This window comes from Neorhizobium sp. 2083 (assembly GCF_031455615.1).
Classification (GTDB): Bacteria; Pseudomonadota; Alphaproteobacteria; order Rhizobiales; family Rhizobiaceae; genus Neorhizobium.
In genome coordinates, this window is sequence record NZ_JAVDTC010000004.1 from 260,315 (window position 1) to 283,915 (window position 23,601).

Sequence of the window (23,601 nt, forward strand, 5' to 3'; positions counted from 1 at the left end):
CGGCAGCCGGATGAGGGGCACCGCCAAATCCTCAAGCCTTTTCCCGGATCTGCGTCAGCGTCCGCGCCGGCGTGATCGCTTCCGGATCGAGCCTCACCTCGATGATCGACGGTTTTCCGCTGGCGCGAGCCCGCTCATAGGCGGGGCCGAACTCCTCCGTTTTCTCCACCAGTTCCCCGTGTCCGCCAAAAGCCTTGGCATAGGCGACGAAATCCGGGTTGACGAGGTCGGTGGCGCTGACGCGGCCGGGATATTCGCGCTCCTGGTGCATGCGGATCGTGCCGTAGATGCCGTTGTTGACCAGCACGGTGATGATCGGCAGGCCATAGCGCACGGCGGTGATGAACTCCTGGCCGTGCATCATGAAGCAGCCGTCGCCGGCAAAGCAGACGACTTCACGCTGCGGAAACAGCTGTTTGGCGGCGACCGCGGCCGGCAGGCCGTAGCCCATCGAGCCGGAGGTCGGGGCGGACTGGGTATTGTATTTCCGGAAACGGTGGAAACGGTGCAGCCAGGTGGCATAGTTGCCGGCGCCATTGGTGAAGATAGCGTCGTCCGGCACGTTTTCCTCGATCCATTGCATGATCGGACCCATCCTGACCGGGCCGGGGCCGGCCTCCGGCGGCGTCGACCATTTGAGATAGGCGTCGTGCAGCGCCGATTTCCGTTCGGCCCAGATCGGGGCGGCGGGCGGCTCCAGATCCTTCAGCGCGGCGACGAATTCCGCAGGTGCGGCGCAGATCGCCAGATCCGGCCGGTACATGCGGCCGAGTTCTTCAGGATCCGGGAAGATGTGGACGAGCTTCTGCTTCGGATAGGGGATGTCGATCAGCGTATAGCTGGAGGAGGGCATTTCCGACATGCGGCTGCCGAGCAGCACCAGCAGGTCCGCCTCTTTCACCGCCTTGGCGAGCACCGGATTGATGCCGATTCCGACATCGCCCGCATAGGAGGGATGCAGGTGATCGAACAGCATCTGGCGGCGGAAGGAGCAGCCGACCGGCACCTTGAAGCGGCTGGCGAAATCGGCGAAATCCGCATGCGCCTCTTCGCTCCAGCGGGTGCCGCCGAGGACGAACATCGGACGCTCGGCATTCTTCAGCAAGGTTTCGAACGCGGCGATCTGGCTTTTGCCTGGATGGCTTTCGACGGGCATGTAGGCGCGCGCCTCGACGGCCTCGACCTCTTCGACCAGCATGTCCTCCGGCAGCGTCAGCACGACCGGGCCGGGACGGCCTGACGTGGCGACCGCGAAGGCGCGGGTGACGAATTCGGGAATGCGGCGGGCATCGTCGATCTCGCCGACCCATTTGGCGAATTCGGTGAAGGCACGGCGGTATTCGACTTCCTGGAATGCCTCGCGCTCCTTCATGTCGCGGCCGATCTGGCCAACGAAGAGGATCATCGGGATTGAATCCTGCCTTGCGATATGCAGGCCGGCCGAGGCGTTGGTTGCGCCGGGACCACGGGTCACCATGCAGATGCCGGGCTCGCCGGTGAGGCGTCCCCAGCTGTCGGCCATCATCGCAGCGCCACCTTCCTGGCGGCAGACGAGCACCTCGATGCCGCTTTCATAAAGCGCGTCGAGCACGGCGAGATAACTTTCGCCCGGAACACAGGAGATACGCTTGACGCCGTTTGCCTTCAGCGCCTCGACGATGAGTTGGCCTCCGGTCCTGATGACGGTTTTCATTTCTCACTCCCCCTCTTTTCCATGGCTTCCAGTTCCGCCAGCACGTCGGCGGTATGTTCGCCGAGTGCGGGGCTCGGCCGGTGATAGGCAAGCGGTGTCTCCGACAGCACGATCGGGCTGCGCACGCCCGGAATGACGGTGCCGTCGGCCGCTTCGAGATCGATCCGGAGCCCGCGTTCCTTGACCTGCGGGTCGTCGAACATTTCGGCGATCGAGTTGATCGGTCCGGCAGGCACGGCATTGTCGCCGCAGGCGGCAAGCAGGTCTGCCTTCTTCCATTTCGATGTCTGCGCGAGAATCAGCCTGCGCACTTCGACGCGATTGGCGACGCGTGCCTTGTTGGTGGCGAAACGTTCGTCGTCGGCGACGCCTTCGATGCCGAGGATGCGGCAGAGACGGCGGAACTGGCCGTCATTGCCGACCGCGAGGATCAGGTGGCCGTCTTCGGTCGGCACGACTTCGTAGGGGCTGATGTTCGGATGGGCATTGCCGAGCCGTACCGGCGCTTCGCCCGAGATCAGGTAATTCATGTTCTGGTTGGCGAGGATACCGGCCTGGACGTCGAGCAGCGCCATGTCGACATGCTGGCCTTCGCCTGATTTCATCGCGTGGATCAGCGCGCCCTGGATGGCGGTCACCGCATAGATGCCGGTGAAGATGTCGGCGATCGCCACGCCCGCCTTCATCGGCTGGCCGTCCGGTTCGCCGGTGATCGACATGAAGCCGGACATGCCCTGGACGATATAGTCGTAGCCGGCGAGGTTGGCGTAGGGGCCGTTCTGGCCGAAACCGGTGATCGAGCAATAGATCAGCTTCGGATTGATCTTTTTCAGGCTCTCGTAGTCGAGGCCGTATTTGACCAGCCCGCCGAGCTTGAAATTCTCGATCAGCACGTCGGCGGTGGCGGCCAGCCGGCGCACGATGTCCTGGCCTTCCTCGGTCTTCAGGTCGACGGCGATCGAGCGCTTGCCGCGATTGGTGGAGTGGTAATAGGCGGCCGACAGGTTTTCGCCGTTCGCGCTCTCCACGAAGGGTGGGCCCCAGGCGCGGGTGTCGTCGCCGCCATCCGGGTTTTCCACCTTGATGACGTCGGCGCCCATGTCGGCCAGCATCTGGCCGGCCCAGGGGCCGGCGAGCACGCGGGCAAGTTCGATGACGCGGATGCCGGAAAGCGGCGGTTTCTTGGGTGTCTGGGTCATGTCACGGGGTCATGGTTGATTTGGCGGCACTGGTGACCGGCTTGATGGAGGCGACGCGGCGTTCCCGCCAGATGATGTAGAGGCCGGAGCCGATGATGATCGAAATGCCAAGCCATTTGATCGGATCGGGGAAATCGCCGAAGACCAGCCAGCCGAACAGCGTCGCCGAGACGATCTCGAAATATTGCAGCGGCGCGATCACCGATGCCGGAGCGGCGCGATAGGCATAGACGGCCAGGACGCCCGAAAGTGCGGCGAACACGCCGACGCCGGCAAGCCATATCAGGGTCTTTCCGTCCGGCATGGAGGGCATCAGGAAGGCGATGCCAGTATGGTCGCCGACAATCAGCAGGATCGCGGAGATCGGAATGCCCCAGAGCGCCATCTGGAACTGCATCGACCACGGGTCTTCCCGATGCGCCAGCGCCCGCGTCAGGAGCGCGAAGATCGCCACGCAGAAGGCGGTGACGATCGGCAGCAGCGCCACGAAGCCGATCTCCTGGAAGCTCGGGCGGATGACGATCATGGCGCCGACGAAGCCGGTGGCGCAGGCGGTGTAACGCCGCCAGCCGATCGTCTCCTTGAGAAAGATGCTGGAGAGAACGGTCAGGATGATCGGCTCGACGAAGAAGATGGCGATCGCGTCGGCCACTTCCATAACCGCCAGCGTCGCGACGAAACAGACCATCGAGACGGTGATGAGGGTCGCACGAATGGCGTGAAAGGCGCTGAGCCGCCAGGAGAATGCCCGCCAGTAACCGTTCCAGAGCACAATCGGCAGCATGCAGAGCGCCTGGAAGACGAAGCGGGCCGCGGTAATGAAGGTGGGTGACGCGGTATCGGTCGCAAGCTTTGAAAAGATGTCGATGAACGGGGCGATCAGCATCGCGACGATCATCAGGCCGAGGCCGTTGACGATCCGGTTCGGGGCTGATGCGGCAAGGCTTGCGGGCGACGAATTCATGGATTTCCTATAGCCGGGACCGGCCCCGGAAGCACTTGATTAAATGTCATGAACTCATTCCGTTTGCTGTCTGGCCGCTTGCCGTCCTGGCCGCCTGAGGTGTTGGCCGCCCGATACGGACCGCCGGTTCAGACCGTCGTCGCCGGGGCGGGCAGGGAGGACCGCGCCCAGGCGGCGAATTCGGCGGTGGCGCGCGCCCGCACCGTATCGTTGAGCGTCTCGTGGCGCGTGCCGGGCCAGACCTTGGTGGTGACATTCGAAAAGCCGCAGCTCTTGAAATGCTCCGAGAGCCACAGGATTTCGCGGCCGCCATTGGTGGCCGGGTCTTCCGCTCCGCCGATCAGGTGGATCGGCAGATTCTTCGCCAGCCGGTCGATCATTTTTGGCGCGCGGAAGGTGAGTTCAAAAAGGTCGAGCCACAGCGAGACGCTGGCATCGAAACCGCAGAGCGGATCGGCGATATAGGCATCGACGATCTCCGGGTCGTGGCTCAGCCAGTCGAACTCGGTGCGGTGGCCCGGAATGGATTTCCCCCAGGCGCCGAAAGTGAGTTTCGGCAGAAGCCCGCTCGGGACGTCCGAGCCTTTCAAGGCTTTTTCGATGCGCAGGATCACCTGGGCGGCGCGGCCCGCGGGGCCCGGATGGAAGTTGGAATTCCAGACCGCAACCGCATCGAAGCTCTCGGGATAATCGACGGCGGCATTGAGCGCGATCAGGCCGCCCATCGAGTGGCCGAAAAGCAGGACAGGCAGGCCGGGATGGGCGCCTGCCGCCATGTCACGCATGGCCTTGACGTCCTCCAGCACCAGGCTGACGCCGTCGTGCCTGGCAAAGCGACCGATCGGTGCATCCGGCGCGGTCGTTTCGCCATGGCCGCGATGGTCGAAGGCGTAGATGTGAAAGCCGTGAGCGGCCATCGCTTCGGCGAAAGGCTTGTAGCGCCTCGAATGCTCGGCAAGTCCGTGCGAGATCAGCAGGATGGCGGCGGGCGGTTCCGTCGCCGGCTGGTAGTGATAGGCAAGGCTTGCGCCTGTCGGGCTCGAAAACCGCCTCGTTTCGTCGAACATCCTCGCTCCCTCGACCGCTCGCGCATTGCTCCCGGCTCCCAATTCGCCTACATAGCGGCAAACCGAAATTCCCCCCGGAGCACTTTTATCCATGGCACGTCAGTTCATCTATCACATGTCGGGACTCAACAAGTCCTACGGCGCCAAGAAAATCCTCGAGAACGTCAATCTGTCATTCTATCCGGATGCCAAGATCGGCATCCTCGGCCCGAACGGCGCCGGTAAATCGACCGTGCTGCGCATCATCGCCGGCCAGGACAAGGAATATACCGGCGAAGCCTGGCTCGCTGAAGGCGCGACCGTCGGCTATCTTGAGCAGGAGCCGCATCTCGATGCGAGCAAGACCGTGTTCGAGAACGTCATGGAAGGCGTCGCCAAGAAGACGGCTGTCCTCGACCGCTACAACGAACTGATGATGAACTATTCCGACGAGACCGCGGAAGAGGGCGCCAAGCTTCAGGACATCATCGACAGCCAGAACCTCTGGGATCTGGAAAGCCAGGTCGAGATGGCCATGGAAGCGCTGCGCTGCCCGCCGCGCGATTCGGAAGTCACCAGCCTTTCCGGTGGTGAGCGCCGCCGCGTTGCCCTCTGCCGGCTCCTCCTGTCGCAGCCGGACCTGCTGCTGCTCGACGAACCGACCAACCATCTGGACGCCGAAACCATCGCCTGGCTGGAAAAGCACCTGCGCGACTATCCGGGCGCCGTGATGATGATCACCCACGATCGCTACTTCCTCGACAACGTCACCGGCTGGATCCTCGAGCTCGACCGCGGCCGCGGCATTCCTTACGAAGGCAACTATTCCGCCTACCTGACCGCCAAGGCCAAGCGCATGCAGCAGGAAGCCCGCGAGGAAGCCGGCCGCCAGAAGGCGATCAGCCGCGAGCAGGAATGGATCGCATCCAGCCCGAAGGCCCGCCAGGCCAAGTCCAAGGCGCGTATCAAGTCCTACGAGCAGCTGGTGGAAGCCGCCGAAAAGCAGCGCCCCGGCGATGCGCAGATCATCATCCCGGTCTCGGAGCGTCTCGGCCAGGTGGTGATCGAGATGGAGGGCATCACCAAGGGCTTCGAAGGCCGCACGCTGATCAAGGACCTGTCGATCAAGCTGCCGCCGGGCGGCATCGTCGGCATCATCGGCCCGAACGGCGCCGGCAAGACGACGCTGTTCAGGATGATCACCGGCCAGGAAACCCCGGATTCGGGCTCCATCCGCATCGGCGACACCGTCCATCTCGGTTATGTCGACCAGAGCCGCGACGCGCTCGACGCAAACAAGACCGTGTGGGAGGAAATTTCCGGCGGCGCCGAAGTGATCAAGCTCGGCAAGTTCGACATGAACAGCAGAGCCTATTGCGGCGCCTTCAACTTCAAGGGCGGCGACCAGCAGCAGAAGGTCGGCAACCTTTCGGGCGGCCAGCGCAACCGCGTTCACCTCGCCAAGATGCTGAAGGCCGGCGGCAACGTCCTCCTCCTCGACGAACCGACCAACGACCTCGATACGGAAACGCTGGGTGCGCTCGAGAGCGCGCTGGAAAACTTTGCCGGCTGCGCGATCATCATCAGCCACGATCGCATGTTCCTCGACCGTCTGGCGACGCATATTCTCGCCTTCGAAGGCGAAGGTCATGTCGAGTGGTTCGAAGGCAATTTCGAGGACTATGAGGAGGACAAGGTCCGCCGTCTCGGCCCTGACGCTCTCAACCCGGGCAGCCAGGCCCACAAGCGTTTGACGCGTTAATATCTTTTAGCTTCATCTAAGTTAGAACCCCGGCTTTGCCGGGGTTTTGTTTTGCGCGAAGTTAATAACTGCTGAATTCTGCACCCCCAAAATTATGGGGATTTTTTACGTAGCCTAATAAAGACAATCGCAAAGGTTCCCGACGCACTTTCCGCGCGGGTAGGCCATGTCTGCAGGGGTCTTATCGCTGTCATGATGACGGGCCGCTTCAGAGGGTTTATTTCATGCTGCGTTTGATCGAACGTCTGCCTTTCCGAACATCGTTGACACTTCTTGCTTCCATTCCGCTGGCGGCCGTGATTGGGCTTGGCGCATTCGCAAGCTGGGAATCCTACAACCAGTACCGGGACCTGAACCGTGCGGTCGCTCTCGAAGGCCTGGCGCTTGCCGCCGGCGAGCTGATGAACGCCATTCCGGAAGAAAGTTTTGGTTCCGTAGCGCAGCGTCCGCAGGCTCGCGCTGCGGTCGATGCGGCGGAAAAGCGCCTTGTGAGCCAGTTCAAGGCCATCGATGCGCAGGGTTACGGCGAGGCCAGCCTGCGCGAGCTTGTGACATCGGCCGACGAGCGCTTCCTGCGGATGCCGGAATATCGCGCCAAGATCGATAGCGGGGACACGAACCAGCTCCTGTCCGCGCAATACGTTACGCCGGTTTCCGAAAAGACGCTGGATATCATCGGCCGTGTCGCAGGGCTGACCGAGGACCGCGATCTCGCCCGCTATGTGGACGGCTTTCATGCGCTGGTCCAACTCAGCAACGGTTACGTCATCATCAGCCGAATGGGGCAGCAATATGCCAAGAACGGCGCTTTGACCGTCGAGGAAGCCGCCCGTTTCATGCAGGGACGGCAGCAGGTCCGGCTTTTCGAAAAGCCGATGCGCGCCTTCCTGTCCCCGAAGCTCATCGCTCAGTACGACGCCTATTTCCAGACGGCTGACGGTCAGCTGATCACCAACACGATGAAGGCCCTCGACAGCCTGAAGCCCTATACGCCGGGTGCCGACGACAACACCGCCTGGGTGCGCGCCATGGAAAACCGTCGCACGTTCACCTCCGGCATCATCGCGCAGGCGGCGAACGAGCTGAAGCAGCTGGGCGATGAGAAGTCCTCCGACGCCGCGTCCAGCCTGCAGATGCTTTTTGCGTCGCTTGCGATCTTCATCGTGGCCGTCATCGGGCTGAGCGTGATGATCGCCCGCAGCCTGTCAGGCTCGATCCGCAAGATCGGCGACCGGATGGCGAGCCTCGCCTCCGGCAATACCGAGGAGGCCATCCCCTATTCGGATCGCAGGGACGGCATCGGCGACATGGCCCGCTCGGTCGAGGTCTTCCGCGAAGCTGCCATCCGCAATCTTCAGCTGGAAGCGGAGGCGGAGGCTACCCGTCGCCGTTCGGAAGCCGAGCGGCTGGAAATGCAGCGCCAGAGCGAGGCCGATGCCGAAGCGAAGCTGATCCAGGCGACCGGCGCTCTCGCCGCCAACCTTCGCCGTCTGGCGGCAGGCGACATGCTGTGCGAAGTGAACGAGGCCCTGGCGCCGCAGTTTGAAGGCCTGCGTCAGGACTTCAATACCTCCGTCCGCCAGCTGCGCGACGCGCTGCTCAGCGTCGGCAATTCGGTCGCCACCGTCACCAGCGGTTCGAGGGAGATCTCCGACGCATCCGACAACCTCTCCAAGCGCACCGAACAGCAGGCTGCCTCGCTGGAGGAAACGGCCGCCGCGCTCGAAGAGATCACCGCAAACGTCGTTTCGACCTCGAAGCGTACCGGCGAAGCCCGTGACGTCGTCCGCGACGCCCGGACACGCGCCGACCAGTCCGGCCAGGTCGTCCGCAATGCGGTCGCGGCCATGGAGCGTATCGAGAAGTCGTCGCAGCAGATCGGCCAGATCATCGGTGTCATCGACGAGATCGCCTTCCAGACCAATCTTCTGGCCCTCAATGCAGGCGTCGAGGCGGCTCGTGCCGGTGAAGCCGGCAAGGGTTTTGCCGTCGTCGCCCAGGAAGTCCGCGAGCTCGCCCAGCGCTCGGCCAACGCCGCCAAGGAAATCAAGGCGCTGATCTCCAACTCGGCGGTTGCGGTCGGCGAAGGCGTCAAGCTGGTCAGCGAGACCGGCGAAGGGCTGAGCGTCATCGAGCAACTCGTCCAGACCGTCAACAGCCACATGGATGCGATCGCGATCGCGGCGCAGGAACAGTCGGTGGGCCTGGCGCAGGTCAATACCGCCGTCAACCATATGGACCAGTCGACCCAGCAGAATGCGGCGATGGTCGAGGAGATGAACGCCGCCGGTGCCGGCCTTGCCCAGGAAAGCGGAAAGCTCAGCGATCTGCTGTCGCACTTCCAGCTCGGCGGCGGCGCCTCCAGCCAGCTTCGCGAGACGGCAAACCGCATGCGGGCGCCGGCTGCTCCGGTCTCCCGCCCGGTTGCCGCTGCGCCGAGCCGCCCGATCCCGGCCCGCGCGCCGGTCTCGCGTGGCAATACGGCTCTCGCCCAATCGGCCGACGAATGGGAAGAATTCTGATCCCACCGGCCACGACCACAACTCAAAGAGGGCGGCTTCGGCCGCCTTCCGTGTTTTTGGGCAATTCTAACCGGCCCATGAGTTGCCGCTTGCATAAGGGCGAGAAATCATATAAACATATCTTTATATGTTGATTGCATGAGGATGCGGCTGGATGGGATTGTCACTCGACACTCTGGTGGACGTACTGAAAACGGCCGGCGAGCCGACGCGCTTTCGCCTGCTCGCACTTCTGGCTGCCGGAGACCTGACGGTCACCGATCTCACCGAAATCCTGGGTCAATCGCAGCCGCGCATTTCCCGGCACCTGAAGCTGCTGGCCGAGGAAGCGCTGATCGATCGTTATCAGGAAGGTGCCTGGGCCTATTTCCGGTTGAAGCAGGAGGGCAAGGCGGCGACGCTGGTCAGAACGCTGCTGGCCGCCGCCTTCGAAGACGATCCGGTCCTGCTCCGCGACAGCGAGCGGCTGACCACGGTCAAGCGCCTGCGCGCCGAGCGCGCCCAGGCCTATTTTACCCGCAATGCTTCCGAATGGGATGAGCTTCGGCGCCTGCATGTCAGCGACGCGGCCGTCGAATCGGCGCTGCTGAAGCTGATCGGCACGACGCCGGTCGACGCGCTCCTCGATCTCGGCACCGGCACCGGACGCATCCTGCAGCTTCTCTCCAGCATCTATCGCCGCGCCGTCGGCATCGACGCGAGCCGCGACATGCTTTCGGTCGCCCGGTCCAATCTCGACAAGGCCGGCATCGTCAAGGCATCCGTCCGGCAGGGCGACATCCTCAATCTGCCGCTGGAAGGCCAGGATTTCGACCTGATCACCGTTCACCAGGTGCTGCACTTCCTCGACCAGCCGGAACTGGCGATCGCCGAGGCGGCCCGCGTGCTGCGTCCGGGCGGCCGCCTGCTGATCGTCGATCTCGCACCGCATACGCTCGAATACCTGCGCGACGACCATGCCCATGTGCGTCTCGGCTTTTCCCATCAGGTGATGGCGGAATGGCTGGAGAAGATGGGCCTGGAAGTCGAGCAGGCGATCGACCTCGGCTCCGGCAGGGAAGGCGGGCTGACGGCCACCGTGTGGCTCGCCCGTGACCGCCGCCTGCTGATCGCCGCCCATCATGCATCCTCTCTACCGCAAACCGTTCTTTAAGGGAGCTGAACCAATGACCGCCGATAGCGAAACTTTCAGCGTTTCCTTCGAATTCTTCCCGCCGAAGTCGGACGAGATGGAGGCCCAGCTCTGGGACACCGTGGACGAGCTGGCGCTCTGGGATCCGCGTTTCGTGTCTGTCACCTACGGGGCAGGGGGATCGACCAAGGCACCGACGATCAACACGATCCGGCGACTGGTCGGCGAGACCTCGCTTGTCACCGCCGCACACCTGACCTGCGTCGATGCCACGCGCGAGGAAACCCACGCCGTCGTCAACGAATACCGGGCCGCCGGCATCCGTCACATCGTTGCGCTGCGCGGCGATCCGGCAAGTGGTGTCGGCACCGAATATCGCCCGCATCCGCAGGGTTACGCCAATGCGGCGGATCTGGTGCGCGGCCTGACCGAGCTTGGCGGCTTCGATATTTCCGTCTCCGCCTATCCCGAAAAGCACCCGGAAAGCGCTGATCTTTCCGCCGATATCGAAATGCTGAAGCGCAAGGCGGATGCCGGCGCTGCCCGCGCTCTGACCCAGTTCTTCTTCGACAACGACGTTTTCGAACGCTATCTCGAAAAGGTGCGTGCTGCCGGCATCTCCATCCCGATCGTGCCGGGCATCATGCCGATCCAGAACCTTACCCAGCTCAAGCGTTTCGCCGGCCGCTGCGGTTCCTCGGTTCCGTCCTTCCTCGATGCCCGTTTCGAAGGACTGGACGAACGGCCGGAGGATCGCGCCAATGTTGCCGCCGATATTGCCGCAGAACAGATCCAGGACCTTATCCGTCGTGGGATCGGCGACTTCCACATTTACACGATGAACCGCGCACCGCTCGTATCGGCGGTCCTGCAGCGGCTCGGCCGCCGTCAGATCCGCGCGCCGCGTATTGCCGCCGCCTGAGGCGGCGTTTCAGAAAAAACGCATGCTCCTACAAAAGGAGCATGCGTCTTCACTGGAAGTGCTGATTATCAAACGGTGGTGGATGCGATATCTTAGCTGGTAGTGGAAACTGGTGGCGCTCAAATGAAGAGCATGGATGCCACAAACACAAACGCTGCACCGACTACCAAGACATTGAGAGAGTATGTACGTCCCATGTCTGCCTCCTTGCGTTGACGGGCTGACTTTATGTCGATTTTGTGCCGCTTGGGAAGCGTGTTTCTGTGCTGCACCGCCGTCGAGTTATTGACGCCGTGCCTGCCGTAATTTCATAACCGCCTGATTTTTAATTGTAAATCATCCGTTAATCTTAATTTCCGCAAAGTTAAAAAGCCGTGTACGACTGTTAACTTCCGACATATTCCGTGATGATTTCGCTTCGTTATGAGGCTTTCGGCGCCGATTTGCTGCGCCTGCGAAGGAGCCTTCCGTCGAGCAGCATGAGGCCGAAACCGATCAGCAGCATGCCGATCAGGTCTGTCGTCTCGAGTCTCTCTCCGAGAAAAACCGCGCCGAGAAGTATGGCGCTCGGCGGCACGACGAGCGTTACCAGAGAAGCATTGGTGGCGCCGGCCAGCCCAAGAATCCGGAAATACAGAAGGTAGGCGAAGGCGGTCGACAAGAGCGCCAGGCCGAGGATTGCGAGAACGGCATGCGTCGAGGGCGCCGGCAGCGCCCAGGGCTGGTCTGAGATCAGCGACACCGGTAGCATGATCAGGCTGGAGGCGGTGAGCTGTCCGGCGGCGCTGACCGGCGCGGGGAGACCGCGGAAGCGTTTGCCGTAAGTGCCGGCGATCCCGTAGGAGATGGCGGCAAGGACCGGCAGGATCAGCGCCCAGAACGGTACGGAGGCGGCCGCTGTAATGCCCGGGCCGATCAGCACGGCGGTGCCGGCTAGGCCCGCAAGGCAACCGGCGATCTTGGCGCTCGTCAGTTTCTCGTCGGCGGTCCAGCGATTGGCGATCAGCACCGTCCAGATCGGCGTGCTGGCGTTGAGGATCGAGGCAAGACCGGCGCCGATTTCGGTCTGGCCGAAGAAGATCAGCGTGTGGGGCAGGGCGTTGTTGACGAAGCCCATCACCAGGAACGACCGCCAGTGGGCCTGAAGCGTCGCATAGAACCCGAACCGGCCGCGCAGGTAGATGTGCAGCGCCGCTGCCGCCAGAGACAGGCGCAGGAAGACGAGCGTGAAGGGCGGCACTTCCAGGACCGCTATGCGCGCGAAGAAGAAGGATCCGCCCCAGATCAGCCCGAGCAGCAGGATCAGTGCCCAGACTGTGGCGCCGGGCTTCGAAATGGCGGCGGTTGTCATGCGGTATCTCCCTCGCGGTCAAGGCGAGGGATAATGTCATGGTCCGCGAGTCGCCACCCGATTTCGTTCGGGCGGCGCCGATCGCGGTTTTTTAGAGAGCGGAGAGCAGCGACTGGGTCGGCCAGCCGTCGGCCGGCAGGCCAAGCCGCGCCTGTTCCTTCTGGACGGCCTGGCGGGTGCCCGATCCGAGGATGCCGTCAACCTTGCCGATATCGTGGCCGAGCGCCTCGAGCTTGGTCTGCAGCGCCTTCATGCCGCCATCGTCGAGACCCTGGTCCGGAGTGCCCTTCTGATAGGTCGGGGCGCCGGCAAGACGGGTCGCGAAATAGGCGGCCGAGGTCGTGTAGATGAACGACTGGTTCCATTCCAGGTAGATGTTGAAGTTGGGATAGGTCAGGAAAGCAGGTCCCTTGCGGCCCTGGGGCAGAATGAGGGCCGCCGGCAGGTTGCCGAAATTGGTGACGCCGTCGCGCGGCGTGACGCCCAGCTTGAGCCATTCGCCGGCGGGGATTTCGTTGCCGAGCCCGGACTTGTCCCAGGGCAGGTTCTCGGGCAGCGTCACTTCCTGGAGCCACGGCTGGCCGGGCTTGAAGCCCATGCTCTGGATGAATTTGGCGGCGGTCAGGATCGCGTCCGGGGAGCTCATCTTTACGTTGATATGGCCATCGCCATCTCCATCGACGCCATGGGCGATGATGTCCTTCGGGAGCATCTGCACCTGGCCGATCTCGCCGGCCCAGGCTCCCGTGTTGGCGGACGGGTTGAGGTCGCCGTGCTGGACCATCTCGATCAGGGCAATCAGCTGCGGGCGGAAAAGTTCGGGGCGGCGGCAGTCATGCGCAAGCGTCACCAGCGCGTTGCGGGTGTTGAAATCGCCCTGCACGGCGCCGAAATCGGTCTCCATCGCCCAGAAGGCGGTGATGACGCCGGGCGGTACGCCGAATTCCTTCTCCGCGCGGGCAAACACATCCGCGTATTGCTTGATCTTCTGGCGGCCGATATCGAGGCGCGCCTGGCTGACGGTGCGCTGCGAGAATTCGAGGAAGGTCTGGCGGAAGACGCCCTGGGCCCGATCGCGGGACAGAACCTTCTGGTCGATCTGGGCGCCAGCGAGGGCCTCGTCTGCCGCACTTGCCGACGCGCCCTTGGAAACGGCTTCAGCCTTGACGCCGGCGAGGAACGCGCCGAGATCGCCACCGCAGGCGGGAGCCGGCGACTGGGCGAGGGCGGTGGATGCGAGGCAACCGGTGATAATGGAGGCAAGGGCGATGTGGCGAGCAAAACGAGCGGACATTCGGCGTTCCTAGAATCTGAGTGAGTGCCTCCGATCTCGGAAAAATTTGTGACCGAAACGTGGACGGCAGCCCTGGTGGCGCAGTTTTTATCGCAACTGCTCACACATTGCCAGACACCTGTTCGCCAGCTGAACGGCGGCTATTTGCCGGCCGCCGCAAGCCAGTTGTGCCAGTTCTTGGACGTGCCCGCAAAGACGTTGATATCCATCTCGCCCTTGATGCCCGGCACGATTCCCGTCGAGGTATATTGCCAGAAAGCCCAGCGGCGATCCGGGTAGATCTTGGTCGGATGCTGCGCCACGGCACGCAGCCAGAAATGGTAATTGTTGAACGCGCCGACCAGATTGTCGCGGTGGAAATCCACCGAGGTATAGATGATCGGCCGCTTGCCGTAATAGGCTTCGAGGCGATCCATGAAGCGCTGCATGGAGGCCCGCACCGTTTCGGGGTCCGGACGGGTCTTGCAGGTCGGCGACGACTGGTTCCATTCCATGTCGAGGACAGGCGGCAGCTTCACCGCATCCTTGGGAACATTGTTGATGAACCAGTCGGCCTGTTCGTCGGCCGTCGAGCAGAAATAATAGAAGTGATAGGGGGCGTATGGGATGCCCGCGGACGCGGCGCCACGCCAGTTCAGCTCGAAGGTCGGATCGATGCGATCCTTGCCTTCCGTCGCCTTGATGAACACGAAAGCGATGCCGGACTTTCTGACCGCCGGCCAGTCGATGTCGGTGCCGTTCCACTTCGAGACGTCGATGCCATGGATTTCATGCAGGCCCGGATGGTTCTTGCCGAAATCCTGCGGATCATTGTCCTTGAACCGCATCTTCTTGACCGATGAGGTTTCCATCAGGTCATAACTTGAGGAGGTGCATCCCGTGGCAAGGAGCGCGGTCGCAAGGAGGGCCAGAAGGAGCCGAGGCATGAACATCCCGTGTGGTGTCGATGTGGAAGCCTCTTGCCCCGTTCGACGCGAAACAGGGAGGCGTGAACTCCATGTTCACCATAACGTCGTAAAAAATCGGTTAGGGCAAGGGGAATTCCTCCCAGAAACGCCAGGATGTGCGGGATTCAGCTCCGGCGGCGGATGACCGCGTGCCAGGCATAACCTCCGCCGATCTCCTCGAAGATCATGTCGGCATCGGCTGCGGCAAGCTTGCTTTCGAGCACTTCGTGCAGATTCGGCCGCGGCGTGACGTGGAAACGCATGAGCCACGCCTTCAAAAGCCGTCCGAACCAGGCGGGCAGCCGTTCCTGCTGGCCGAAATCGACGATATGCAGCGAACCGTGCGGCGCGAGCGCCGCAAGCGAGGCGTCGATCGCCTTTTCCCAATCGGGAATCATCGACAGGGCGTAGGAGATGAGGATGCGGTCGAAACCGGTGGCGCCGAATTCCTCCGCCGTGAAACTGGTGGCATCGGCGACTTGGAATTCCGGCATAACCGGTTGGCCGCGGAAATTGGCCCGGGCGCTTTCCAGCATTTCGGCGGAGATATCGAGACCGTAGAGCCTGGCCGCCGGATAGTGCCGGTGGGCGAGGGCAAGGTTTCGGCCCGTGCCGCAGCCGACCTCGAGCAGCGAGGCATTCGGCGGGACGTTCAATCCCGCAATCGCCCTGTCACGGCCGAAGAGGTAATATTTGCGGGTGATGTCGTAGATATGGCGCTGGTACCGGTACATCCGGTCCATGCGCTCGGCGTGGCCATTCGACAGGGGGCTGCTCGCCATGTCCGCCGCCATCAGGCTTTTTTCACATAGATGTGGAAGCCGCCGTAGATCGCCGAGCGATCCTCGAGGTTCAGTTCGTTGGAGCGCTCTTCCAGATAGGTCCACTGGTCGAACAGTGCGGATGAAAGGCGGCCGTCGAGCACGCTCTTTTCAGCGGCGGTGCGGAAGATCACGCGCGCGCCGGGGGCGGCGGTGCGGGTGATCTCCGACCAGACGTCGTTCAGCTGTTCGTCGTTCATCCAGTCCTGCGCGTCGAGGAGGACGTAACGATCGACCGAACCGGCGGCCTTCTGCGCCAGAAGCTCGGTGAAGCTGGCATGATGGACCGTGACGCGCTCGGCATTGTCGCGGATGGCGCGGTAGTTTTCCGCCTTGAGGTAGGTCGGCAGCGTGCCTTCCTCCGGCTTCGGATAACGGCGGGCGAAGGCCTGCCAGGCGAAATAGTTGTCGCGCAGCGGGAAGTGGCAGGCGAGCTTTTCGAGGCGCTGGCGCAGGACCGGCGCGATCGAGCCATCGGAGGCGAGGCTCGCCAGCTCGTCATATTGCTGCGGCGGAATGCCGAGGCCGAACAGCGAGCTCTTGCGGCTGGTGATCCAGCGGATCAGCGGCTTGTCGAACAGCGGCGCGATACGGTCGTCGAAGAACTGGCGCTGCTCGCGCAGCGACTTGGCATTCGCCATTTCCGTCAGGTTGATGCCGTGCAGGCGGGCGATCAGGTGGCCGGCGCCGATGAAACGGCCGAGCAGGCCCGTCTTGTAGATGTTGCGGTCGAACACTTCGATCCGGCGGCTGCCGGTGAGCGAGCGTTTGTCCCAGTAGGCGCGGGTCGCGGCATCGAGGTTCGGGGCGATGAAGGTGTCGTAGCTCTTGCTGTTGGTGCGCACGCCGTCCATGCCGAAATGGCGCACGACATCGCCATGGCCCGGCAGGTGGCGGAAGGCGGCGAGTTTCAGGCGGTTCAGCGCGACGTGATGCGGGTTCAAATCGACCACATCGATCTTCTTCGGCGAGCGCGAGAGATAGGCGAGCATGTTGCAGCCGCCCGAGCCGATGGTGACGATCGAATGCCGGTCGGAAAGCTCCATGGCGGTCATGTCGACTTCCGGGTCTTCCCAGATCTGCGGATAGACGAGCCCGGAGAACAGAAGGCCGAAAAGCCTTTCCGAGAAACCCTGCCGGGAGAGCGCTTTATGCTGCAGAAGCGCGTCCTTGAGCTTCTGGTTTTTCCGAAAACCGGCTTCCTGTGCAATATCCGCCATGGTCGAGTCCCGCCTTGTCCAGAGTTTCAGCGCGTGTAAACCCGTCATGCTACAGATTGATGACGCCGCCTGTGTCCAGTCCGGCAATCGGCGCCGAGCGGCCGATCACCCCTTCCGTGCTCCGAAGAATCCTGATTGCATGCGGGCCCTGAAACGGGAGGCAGGCATGCGGTTCTTGGTCCGATTCGTGAAAATCCTCGTCGGTGTCATCGTCGTCGGCCTGATTGGGCTTGGGATCTGGCTCCATACGTCGCCGCCGGAACTGCTGAGGGTCGGCAGCGGCTATTCGGCCAAGATGGTCTGCTCGAACGTCTTCCTTGCCGGCCGCGACAGTGGCGAGGTTCTTTCCGTGGACGTGCAGGCGCCGGGCCATCCGCTTCTGCGATTGATGCAGGTCTCCGTCGATCGAACGGAAAAGCGCGTTCATGCGGCGCTGCTCGGCATTTTCGCCGGCAATGACGCGGTATTCCGCGAAGGGCTTGGCTGCGCCGTCACGCCCGATGCGGCGCCGGCCGCCGCCGCCAGCGCGCCGGTGCCTGCCGTTACGGCAGCCGACCCCTCCGCGCTCTGGCCGGACGGTGGAAAAGTGGAGTCCGATCCGTCGGTTACGCGGCTTCTTTCAGATGCGGCGCTTGCCGGTCCGGGCATGCGGGCGGTGGTCGTGGTCAAGAAAGGACGGATCGTCGGCGAGACCTATTCTGCAGGCTTTTCGAAGGAGACGCCGCTGATCGGCTGGTCGATGACCAAGACCGTCAATGCCGCAATCATCGGCACGCTGGTCCGCGCCGGAAAGCTGTCGCTGGAAGACAAGGGCCTGTTTGCGCAATGGCAGGGCAACCAGCGCGGCGATATCCGGATCGCCGACCTCGCCGCCATGGAGAGCGGGCTTGCCTTCAACGAGGATTACGGCGCGGTCGCGGACGTGACGCGCATGCTCTATCTCGAGCCGGACATGGCGAGTTTCGCCGCCGACCAGCCGCTCGAGGCGGATCCCGGCTCGCGGTTCAGCTATTCTTCCGGCACGGCGGTGATGCTCTCGAAAATCTGGATGGACAAGATCGGCGACCGGGCTGCGGCGCTCTCCTATCCCCGCGCCGCCCTGTTCGGCCCGCTCGGCATGACGAGTGCGGTCATGGAGGCAGATGCGGCCGGCACGTTTGTCGGCAGTTCCTATATGTACGCGACCGCGCGCGACTGGGCCCGGATCGGGCTGCTGCTCGCCCGTGACGGCGTCTGGAACGGCAACCGGATCCTGCCCGAGGGTTTTGTCACGCTGATGCATCAGCCGAATGCCGCGTCGAACGGCCGTTATTCGAAGATGCAGACCTGGTTGCCGGGAAAGGACAATCCGGGCATGCCGGCGGATGCGTTTTTCCTGCAGGGGCATGACGGGCAGACGATCACGGTCATCCCGTCGCTCGATCTCGTGGTGGTGAGACTCGGGCTGACGCCGAGCTGGAACCGTTACGATCCGACGCGGCTTGTCGCCGAGGTGGTCAAAACGACAACGGCGCCCTGAGGCGCCGCTTGATCATTTTGCTCGGGCCTTTCAGCCCCGGCTCACTTCTCCAGGACGTCCAGCATGTCCTTGCGCTTGGCGTCATAATAATAGCCGCGCGCATAAAGCTTGATGGCATTGTCGTTTTTGTTGTCGGCGACGAGCCATGCGCCGCGCAGATACTTGATCGCGTATTTGAGGTTGGTCTCGGCGTCGAGCAGGCCGGCCGGCGGGCCTTCGTAGCCCATCGACTTGGCGGTCGAATATTTGATCTGCATGAGGCCCCAATAGCCGTTCTTGTGATAGGCCTTGGGATCGTACTTGCTTTCCCGATGCACGACGCGATGTACCAGCGATTCCGGCACGCCGTACATGCCGGCATAACGCTTGATGAGCTTGTTCAATTCCGGCGGCGCATCGGATGCCGTGGTCGGCATCGGCTCGCCGGGGGCAGGCGGAAATTCCATGGCCGACAATGCGGCAATCGCTCTCGGCTGTGATGCATAGGCAAGCGTCGCGGTCGCCGGACGAGGGGTCGGTACGACGCTCTGCAACGCGACCATGTCCGGCGTGAGTTCCGGTTCGTCCAGCGCGATCGCCGAGGCGGCTGCCGGCTGGATCCGGCCTTCGGTGACGGCCGGTGCGATCGGCGGCGACACGAGGCGGCCGCCCTTCTGCATCGCAGGGCTTGCCGGCTGGGCCGAAGCGAGGATCGTCGAGGTGGTCGGCGCAACCGGCGGCGGCATCATCGCCGGGCCGGGCGCCGGCGCGAAAGCGACGAGCGGGGCCATGGCGGGCGATGCCATTGCGGCCGACTGCACGGACATCGCATCGGCGGCGGCGGGCATCGGAATGGGAAGCCTGGTGGTCTTGGCCAGCGCTACGGTCGGCTGAATGCCGTCGGTCTGGGCGGTCGAGGCAAGCTGAACTCCCGGAGGGGGCGTCTGGCCCGCGACCTGGACCGGGCCGTAGACGGGCAGGTCGGCCTTATACTGGGTGGTCGTCTGGCTGTCCGCGGAGGCCGCCTGGACAGGTCCGATCGTCTGACCGTTCGCCTGGCCGTTGATCGGGGCGACCGACTGCGTCGCTGCCAGCTTCTGCTCGCGTTCGACGCTCGAACATCCGGCGAGAACCGAGGAAACGGCACAGGCCACAGCCGTCCCGCGGCCGAGGAAACGGATTATCGCCATTGGGTCGCTTTCATGAAAAATTGGTTACCCCAGTCCGCCCAAACGCCACTAAACGAGCGTTTCCATTAACCTATTGGGCGGCGTCCGGCAAGACGGAGAGCGTCAGGCGGCGATCCGGCGATAGCCGGCGGTAACTGCGCGGCGCGAAATGAAGCGCGTCTGGGGCTTGCGCGAAGCGGAATTGAGGTTGGCGGGCCGGCGTTTGCGGCTGAGCACGCGGCGCGGAAAAATCACGTGAATTCCAGCGCCAAGCGCCGCGCAGACAAGGAAGGTCGCCTGCATTTCGAGAAGCTGGGGCAGGAGCGCGCGGTCCGGCTCGATGAACTGTGCGAGCACCGCCGCAAGGACGACGGAATAACGGGCCTGGAAAGCGGACTTGCCGAACAGGCACCCGAAGATTCGCGCTGCACGACATTCCGGAAGATTGTCGTTGTCGGCAATCGGCCCGGAGATTCGCGGGTCCTGGTAGGACCAGAGCACATAGAGCATCAGGTAGCCGAGCCCTGCCCAGGAGATCACGTCGATGAGCTTGGGAAGGTAGACGGCGATCAGGGCCATGGGGATCATCGCCACGATCAGGGCCGCCGACATTCCGACGGCAAGCCCCGGAACCGTGGCGATCGCCGTGCGGCGACCGCGCTGGAGCGAAAAACTGGCGGTCAGGCAAGCGAGAGGGCTCGGAAGGAGGGCGAGAAAGATCGCGGTCGCAGCAAAAGCGAGCCAGATGTCAGCCGTCATTCCATTTCCTCCCGGACGCCTTCGGTGACGCCCGCCAATATTCCTGTCTCAAGCCGCTTCGAAGGGCTGGCCGATATGATCCATCACTTCGCCGAACCATTTTGCCGTCAGATCGAAATGTTTTCCACCCTTGATTCTGGGAAATTCGATCGTGCGCAGTTTTCCGTTCTGATCCTCGTCATGGCCGGTGACGCCCGAAACCTTGTTGAGCGCGCTTTCGACGGCGAGATCCACCATGCCCTGGATGAGGCGCAGGTCGTCGCCGTTTGCCGGCGCCGAGCGCGCGAAATAGCCCGACTTCTGCACCATCGAGCGATCCGCGCCGATCAGTGCCGCGAACTGTTTCTGGAACCAGCCGCCGACATTGATCGTGTCGATCTTTACATGGCCGAAGGCGTCGCGCTTGATGGTTTCGCCTGCGGCCTCCCGCTCGGCGACGATCGCGTCGAGGCCCGCGCCTTCCGACACGAAGATCGTCACCTGGCCGCGCGTGTCCATGACGTGCTTCAGTCTGGCGGCCTCCTTGTCGAGGTCGAAGACCATTTCCGGCAGGTAGAGGCCGTCGATATTCTTCAGCGCCGCGTCCATCATCAGGCCTTCGACATATTCGTTGCCTTTGGTCCTTTGAATATAGGCCCGCGCGGTCGCGGCGGTAAGCCAGCCGCAGTGACGTCCCATCACTTCGTGAATCACAAATGTGCGAGGAGCGGCACTCTGTTCGTTGGAAACGTTGTCGAAGAAATAGGCGCCGACCTCGGCAGCCGTCCAGGCGCCGAGCGACTGGCGGATCGGCACGATGTCGTTGTCGACGGTCTTCGGCAGGCCGACGACGGTCAGATCGTAACCGTTGGCCCCGAGATAGGCGGCAAGGTCGGCGGCGGTCGTGTTGGTGTCGTCGCCGCCGATCGTGTGAAGGATGGTGATCCCGTCGGCTGCGAGCCTGTCGGCAGCGACGCGCAGCGGATTTTCGCCTTCCTTGACCAGGCCGCGCTTGACGCAGTCGGCGGCATTGGTGAGCTTGACGCGGCTGTTGCCGATCGGCGAGCCGCCGTAGCGGTGCAGCAGATGGGCCTTTTCGCGCATGCCTGCGGTGATTTCGATGCGGTCGCCGAGCAGGACGCCCTGATAACCGGAGCGGTAGGCGACCATCTCGATATCGGGCGCGACGTCGTTGTAGCGCTCGATCAGGCCGCCGACGGAGGAAGACAGGCAGGGCGCGAGGCCCCCCGCGGTCAGCATTGCTACTTTCTGTTTGGCCATCGATCCTCCTTGACGCGCATGCTCGCGTACAGCTCAAAACCGCTGGAATGGATGCGACAGAGACGGCCCCCTGTAAAGTGAATTTCTCAAGAAAAACCGCAGCTTCGACTTCGTCGCGCAGGAGGGCCTAATATAATCGATTCAACCCTTGCGGCGGCCGAGCCCCGCCTGTGGAAAACAGATCCGGCAAGGTCATCTCCATTGTCCCGTACGACGGATCACCTGCCTGTGAGCGCCGTTGATTGTTCGGAAAACATGAACATAGTTTAATCTGAGACGGGCCGTCCATCGCCTTGCAATCGCGCTGGTAATCTGGTCCACTGTTATCATGATCTGGGATTTTGCTTGCCTTCAGTTTTCCTCCCTCTGGGAACGGCTTCTCGGCGCCATGGGCGACGCAGCCGGGAACGCGCTCGGCCGCGTCGTCGAGGCGATCCGCACGATGTTCGAAGGCGATCCCGAAACGCGCCGCCAGGTGTCGTTCTCGGTTGCGATAATCGCGCTGTCGGCCAAGATGGCAAAGGCCGACGGTATCGTCACCGAGGCGGAAGTCAAAGCCTTCCAGCAGATCTTCGATTTTCCCGACGAGGAAGCCCGCAACGTCGCGCGTCTTTATAACCTCGCGCGCCAGGACGTCGCCGGCTACGAGGCCTATGCGATGAAGCTCGCGGGCCTGTGCAGCCCCGGAGCAGGGAAGGCCCATAACTGCCCGATGCTGGAAAACGTCGTCGATGGCCTGTTCCATATCGCCAAGGCCGACGGCCTCGTGCATGAGGCGGAGCTCGCATTCCTGTCGCGCATCGCCGAGATCTTCCGCATCGACGAGGGGCATTTCCGCCGCATCATGGCGCGGCACGTGCATCTGGACGGCCGCGATCCCTATCTGGTGCTCGGCGTTTCGCCGGAAGACGATTTCGCCAAGATCCGCAAGCAGTATCGCCTGCTGGTTTCCGAGCATCATCCGGACCGGCTGATCGCCCGCGGCGTCCCGGCTTCGCTGCATGCGGCCGCCAACGAACGCATGGCCGCGCTCAATGCCGCCTATTCGGCGATCGAGAAAGAGCGCCGCGCCGCATGACGCCGTTTAACGCCGATTATGCCGGCGCGACGGTAAGGCCTTCCCCCAATCATGGCGAACGTGCCGGCGACCGCCGGCCAGACATGATCATCCTGCACTATACGGGCATGCCGAGCGGCGATCAGGCGCTCTCCTGGCTCTGCAACGAGGAGAGCCAGGTCTCCAGCCACTATTTCGTCCACGAGGACGGGCGCGTGCTGCAGCTCGTGCCGGAGGATCGCCGCGCCTGGCATGCCGGCAAAAGTTCCTGGGCCGGCGAGACCGATATCAATTCCTGTTCGATCGGCATCGAGATCGCCAATCCGGGCCATCCCGGAGGTCTGCCCGAATATCCCCTGGCTCAGATCGAGGCGGTCGTCGAATTGTGTCGAGATTGCGGCGCCCGGTGGCAGATTCCGCCCGAGAGGGTGCTTGGACACTCGGATATTGCCCCTGTCCGCAAGGTCGATCCGGGCGAAAATTTCCCCTGGGAAAAATTGTACCTTGACGGGATAGGTCACTGGATCGATCCAACGCAAATCAGCGGCGGGCGGTTTTTCCAGTTCGGCGAGAGCGGCCAGCCCATCGAGGCGCTGCAGTCGATGCTGTCGCTCTATGGCTACGGAATTGAAATCACGGGCAATTTCTGCGAGCGCACGAAGGGCGTCGTGGAAGCCTTCCAGCGTCATTTCCGGCCGCAGCTGGTCGACGGGATCGCCGATTTCTCGACGATCGACACGCTTCACCGGCTGCTCAAGTCCTTGCCGAAATTCAATTAGCGCGGGGTGTCGCGCCGGGTCGTCGGGATATCGCTCGAACCCCAAAAATCCATCGTGCCACATCATCTCCTTATTAGCCCGGTCTAAAGGACCCGCTAACGGCAGCCACCATGTTGGACGGGGGTTGCAGAGATAAACGACCAGGATCGTTGACACATCGCGCCGTCCATCCGGCGGCGCGGCGAGAGGGTGTTTGCGTAACGACA

19 protein-coding genes are annotated in these 23,601 nt (G+C 63.0%); 7 read left to right on the forward strand and 12 right to left on the reverse strand.

Annotation, left to right across the window (positions count from 1 at the left end; genetic code table 11):
• Positions 1-31: 31 nt before the first annotated feature.
• The 4 genes from J2X76_RS17360 to J2X76_RS17375 form a co-directional block, all read right to left on the reverse strand.
• Positions 32-1,693: a thiamine pyrophosphate-binding protein gene (locus J2X76_RS17360; protein ID WP_310218450.1), complete on the reverse strand. Its 1,662-nt coding sequence runs from the start codon at positions 1,691-1,693 to the stop codon at positions 32-34.
• Complete coding sequence (locus J2X76_RS17365) at positions 1,690-2,892, reverse strand: CaiB/BaiF CoA-transferase family protein (protein WP_310218452.1); 1,203 nt, start codon at positions 2,890-2,892, stop codon at positions 1,690-1,692. Before J2X76_RS17365 ends, J2X76_RS17360 begins: the two co-directional genes overlap by 4 nt.
• 1 nt (position 2,893) lies before the next feature.
• Complete coding sequence (locus J2X76_RS17370) at positions 2,894-3,856, reverse strand: DMT family transporter (RefSeq protein ID WP_310218454.1); 963 nt, start codon at positions 3,854-3,856, stop codon at positions 2,894-2,896.
• Between the two features lie 128 nt (positions 3,857-3,984).
• Positions 3,985-4,923, reverse strand: a complete 939-nt coding sequence (locus tag J2X76_RS17375; protein ID WP_310218456.1) for an alpha/beta hydrolase — start codon at positions 4,921-4,923, stop codon at positions 3,985-3,987.
• Between the two features lie 91 nt (positions 4,924-5,014).
• On the opposite strand from J2X76_RS17375, the gene ettA reads away from it, so the two are divergent.
• The 4 genes from ettA to metF all read left to right on the forward strand — a co-directional run bounded on the left by ettA (position 5,015) and on the right by metF (position 11,240).
• The gene (ettA, locus tag J2X76_RS17380; RefSeq protein ID WP_310218458.1) at positions 5,015-6,664 is read left to right on the forward strand and encodes an energy-dependent translational throttle protein EttA; all 1,650 of its coding nucleotides are present in this window, start codon (positions 5,015-5,017) and stop codon (positions 6,662-6,664) included.
• A gap of 224 nt (positions 6,665-6,888) precedes the next feature.
• Positions 6,889-9,186 carry a methyl-accepting chemotaxis protein gene (locus tag J2X76_RS17385; RefSeq protein ID WP_310218461.1) on the forward strand — a complete coding sequence of 766 codons (2,298 nt, stop codon included), beginning with the start codon at positions 6,889-6,891 and terminating at the stop codon, positions 9,184-9,186.
• Between the two features lie 154 nt (positions 9,187-9,340).
• Positions 9,341-10,339: a metalloregulator ArsR/SmtB family transcription factor gene (locus J2X76_RS17390; protein ID WP_113127076.1), complete on the forward strand. Its 999-nt coding sequence runs from the start codon at positions 9,341-9,343 to the stop codon at positions 10,337-10,339.
• 13 nt (positions 10,340-10,352) lie between these two features.
• Complete coding sequence (gene metF, locus J2X76_RS17395; RefSeq protein ID WP_113127075.1) at positions 10,353-11,240, forward strand: methylenetetrahydrofolate reductase [NAD(P)H]; 888 nt, start codon at positions 10,353-10,355, stop codon at positions 11,238-11,240.
• Positions 11,241-11,661: 421 nt separating this feature from the next.
• On the opposite strand, the gene J2X76_RS17400 is transcribed toward metF, so the two are convergent.
• From J2X76_RS17400 to J2X76_RS17420, 5 genes are all read right to left on the reverse strand, one after another.
• The gene (locus J2X76_RS17400; protein WP_113127074.1) at positions 11,662-12,591 is read right to left on the reverse strand and encodes a DMT family transporter; all 930 of its coding nucleotides are present in this window, start codon (positions 12,589-12,591) and stop codon (positions 11,662-11,664) included.
• A gap of 91 nt (positions 12,592-12,682) precedes the next feature.
• The gene (locus tag J2X76_RS17405) at positions 12,683-13,885 is read right to left on the reverse strand and encodes a lytic murein transglycosylase (RefSeq protein ID WP_310218466.1); all 1,203 of its coding nucleotides are present in this window, start codon (positions 13,883-13,885) and stop codon (positions 12,683-12,685) included.
• Positions 13,886-14,025: 140 nt separating this feature from the next.
• Positions 14,026-14,811: a GH25 family lysozyme gene (locus tag J2X76_RS17410; RefSeq protein ID WP_113127297.1), complete on the reverse strand. Its 786-nt coding sequence runs from the start codon at positions 14,809-14,811 to the stop codon at positions 14,026-14,028.
• A 146-nt stretch (positions 14,812-14,957) separates the two neighbouring features.
• On the reverse strand, positions 14,958-15,614 hold the full coding sequence (locus J2X76_RS17415) for a class I SAM-dependent methyltransferase (protein WP_310218469.1): 657 nt from the start codon (positions 15,612-15,614) through the stop codon (positions 14,958-14,960).
• An 11-nt stretch (positions 15,615-15,625) separates the two neighbouring features.
• Positions 15,626-16,873, reverse strand: a complete 1,248-nt coding sequence (locus tag J2X76_RS17420; RefSeq protein ID WP_310218472.1) for a DUF3419 family protein — start codon at positions 16,871-16,873, stop codon at positions 15,626-15,628.
• Positions 16,874-17,039: 166 nt separating this feature from the next.
• Here J2X76_RS17420 and J2X76_RS17425 point away from each other — a divergent pair, with 166 nt between their 5' ends.
• Complete coding sequence (locus J2X76_RS17425) at positions 17,040-18,392, forward strand: serine hydrolase (RefSeq protein ID WP_310218474.1); 1,353 nt, start codon at positions 17,040-17,042, stop codon at positions 18,390-18,392.
• 41 nt (positions 18,393-18,433) lie between these two features.
• Here J2X76_RS17425 and J2X76_RS17430 read toward each other — a convergent pair whose 3' ends face one another.
• From J2X76_RS17430 to J2X76_RS17440, 3 genes are all read right to left on the reverse strand, one after another.
• The gene (locus J2X76_RS17430) at positions 18,434-19,561 is read right to left on the reverse strand and encodes a transglycosylase SLT domain-containing protein (protein WP_310218476.1); all 1,128 of its coding nucleotides are present in this window, start codon (positions 19,559-19,561) and stop codon (positions 18,434-18,436) included.
• A gap of 102 nt (positions 19,562-19,663) precedes the next feature.
• Complete coding sequence (locus J2X76_RS17435; RefSeq protein WP_113127069.1) at positions 19,664-20,299, reverse strand: LysE family translocator; 636 nt, start codon at positions 20,297-20,299, stop codon at positions 19,664-19,666.
• Between the two features lie 48 nt (positions 20,300-20,347).
• On the reverse strand, positions 20,348-21,559 hold the full coding sequence (locus J2X76_RS17440; protein WP_113127068.1) for a pyrophosphate--fructose-6-phosphate 1-phosphotransferase: 1,212 nt from the start codon (positions 21,557-21,559) through the stop codon (positions 20,348-20,350).
• 328 nt (positions 21,560-21,887) lie between these two features.
• On the opposite strand from J2X76_RS17440, the gene J2X76_RS17445 reads away from it, so the two are divergent.
• Positions 21,888-22,637 (forward strand): DnaJ family molecular chaperone, encoded by a 750-nt coding sequence (locus J2X76_RS17445; protein ID WP_162732169.1) that lies wholly within the window; start codon positions 21,888-21,890, stop codon positions 22,635-22,637.
• Positions 22,634-23,395: an N-acetylmuramoyl-L-alanine amidase gene (locus tag J2X76_RS17450; RefSeq protein ID WP_310218478.1), complete on the forward strand. Its 762-nt coding sequence runs from the start codon at positions 22,634-22,636 to the stop codon at positions 23,393-23,395. Before J2X76_RS17445 ends, J2X76_RS17450 begins: the two co-directional genes overlap by 4 nt.
• The last annotated feature ends 206 nt before the right edge of the window (positions 23,396-23,601 follow it).

Bases quoted from the DNA above. Each gene is read 5' to 3' on its own strand.
- J2X76_RS17360 (WP_310218450.1), bottom strand. From the start codon at position 1,693: ATGAAAACCGTCATCAGGACCGGAGGCCAACTCATCGTCGAGGCGCTG.
- J2X76_RS17365 (WP_310218452.1), bottom strand. From the start codon at position 2,892: ATGACCCAGACACCCAAGAAACCGCCGCTTTCCGGCATCCGCGTCATC.
- J2X76_RS17370 (WP_310218454.1), bottom strand. From the start codon at position 3,856: ATGAATTCGTCGCCCGCAAGCCTTGCCGCATCAGCCCCGAACCGGATC.
- J2X76_RS17375 (WP_310218456.1), bottom strand. From the start codon at position 4,923: ATGTTCGACGAAACGAGGCGGTTTTCGAGCCCGACAGGCGCAAGCCTT.
- ettA (WP_310218458.1), top strand. From the start codon at position 5,015: ATGGCACGTCAGTTCATCTATCACATGTCGGGACTCAACAAGTCCTAC.
- J2X76_RS17385 (WP_310218461.1), top strand. From the start codon at position 6,889: ATGCTGCGTTTGATCGAACGTCTGCCTTTCCGAACATCGTTGACACTT.
- J2X76_RS17390 (WP_113127076.1), top strand. From the start codon at position 9,341: ATGGGATTGTCACTCGACACTCTGGTGGACGTACTGAAAACGGCCGGC.
- metF (WP_113127075.1), top strand. From the start codon at position 10,353: ATGACCGCCGATAGCGAAACTTTCAGCGTTTCCTTCGAATTCTTCCCG.
- J2X76_RS17400 (WP_113127074.1), bottom strand. From the start codon at position 12,591: ATGACAACCGCCGCCATTTCGAAGCCCGGCGCCACAGTCTGGGCACTG.
- J2X76_RS17405 (WP_310218466.1), bottom strand. From the start codon at position 13,885: ATGTCCGCTCGTTTTGCTCGCCACATCGCCCTTGCCTCCATTATCACC.
- J2X76_RS17410 (WP_113127297.1), bottom strand. From the start codon at position 14,811: ATGCCTCGGCTCCTTCTGGCCCTCCTTGCGACCGCGCTCCTTGCCACG.
- J2X76_RS17415 (WP_310218469.1), bottom strand. From the start codon at position 15,614: ATGGCGAGCAGCCCCCTGTCGAATGGCCACGCCGAGCGCATGGACCGG.
- J2X76_RS17420 (WP_310218472.1), bottom strand. From the start codon at position 16,873: ATGGCGGATATTGCACAGGAAGCCGGTTTTCGGAAAAACCAGAAGCTC.
- J2X76_RS17425 (WP_310218474.1), top strand. From the start codon at position 17,040: ATGCGGTTCTTGGTCCGATTCGTGAAAATCCTCGTCGGTGTCATCGTC.
- J2X76_RS17430 (WP_310218476.1), bottom strand. From the start codon at position 19,561: ATGGCGATAATCCGTTTCCTCGGCCGCGGGACGGCTGTGGCCTGTGCC.
- J2X76_RS17435 (WP_113127069.1), bottom strand. From the start codon at position 20,299: ATGACGGCTGACATCTGGCTCGCTTTTGCTGCGACCGCGATCTTTCTC.
- J2X76_RS17440 (WP_113127068.1), bottom strand. From the start codon at position 21,559: ATGGCCAAACAGAAAGTAGCAATGCTGACCGCGGGGGGCCTCGCGCCC.
- J2X76_RS17445 (WP_162732169.1), top strand. From the start codon at position 21,888: ATGATCTGGGATTTTGCTTGCCTTCAGTTTTCCTCCCTCTGGGAACGG.
- J2X76_RS17450 (WP_310218478.1), top strand. From the start codon at position 22,634: ATGACGCCGTTTAACGCCGATTATGCCGGCGCGACGGTAAGGCCTTCC.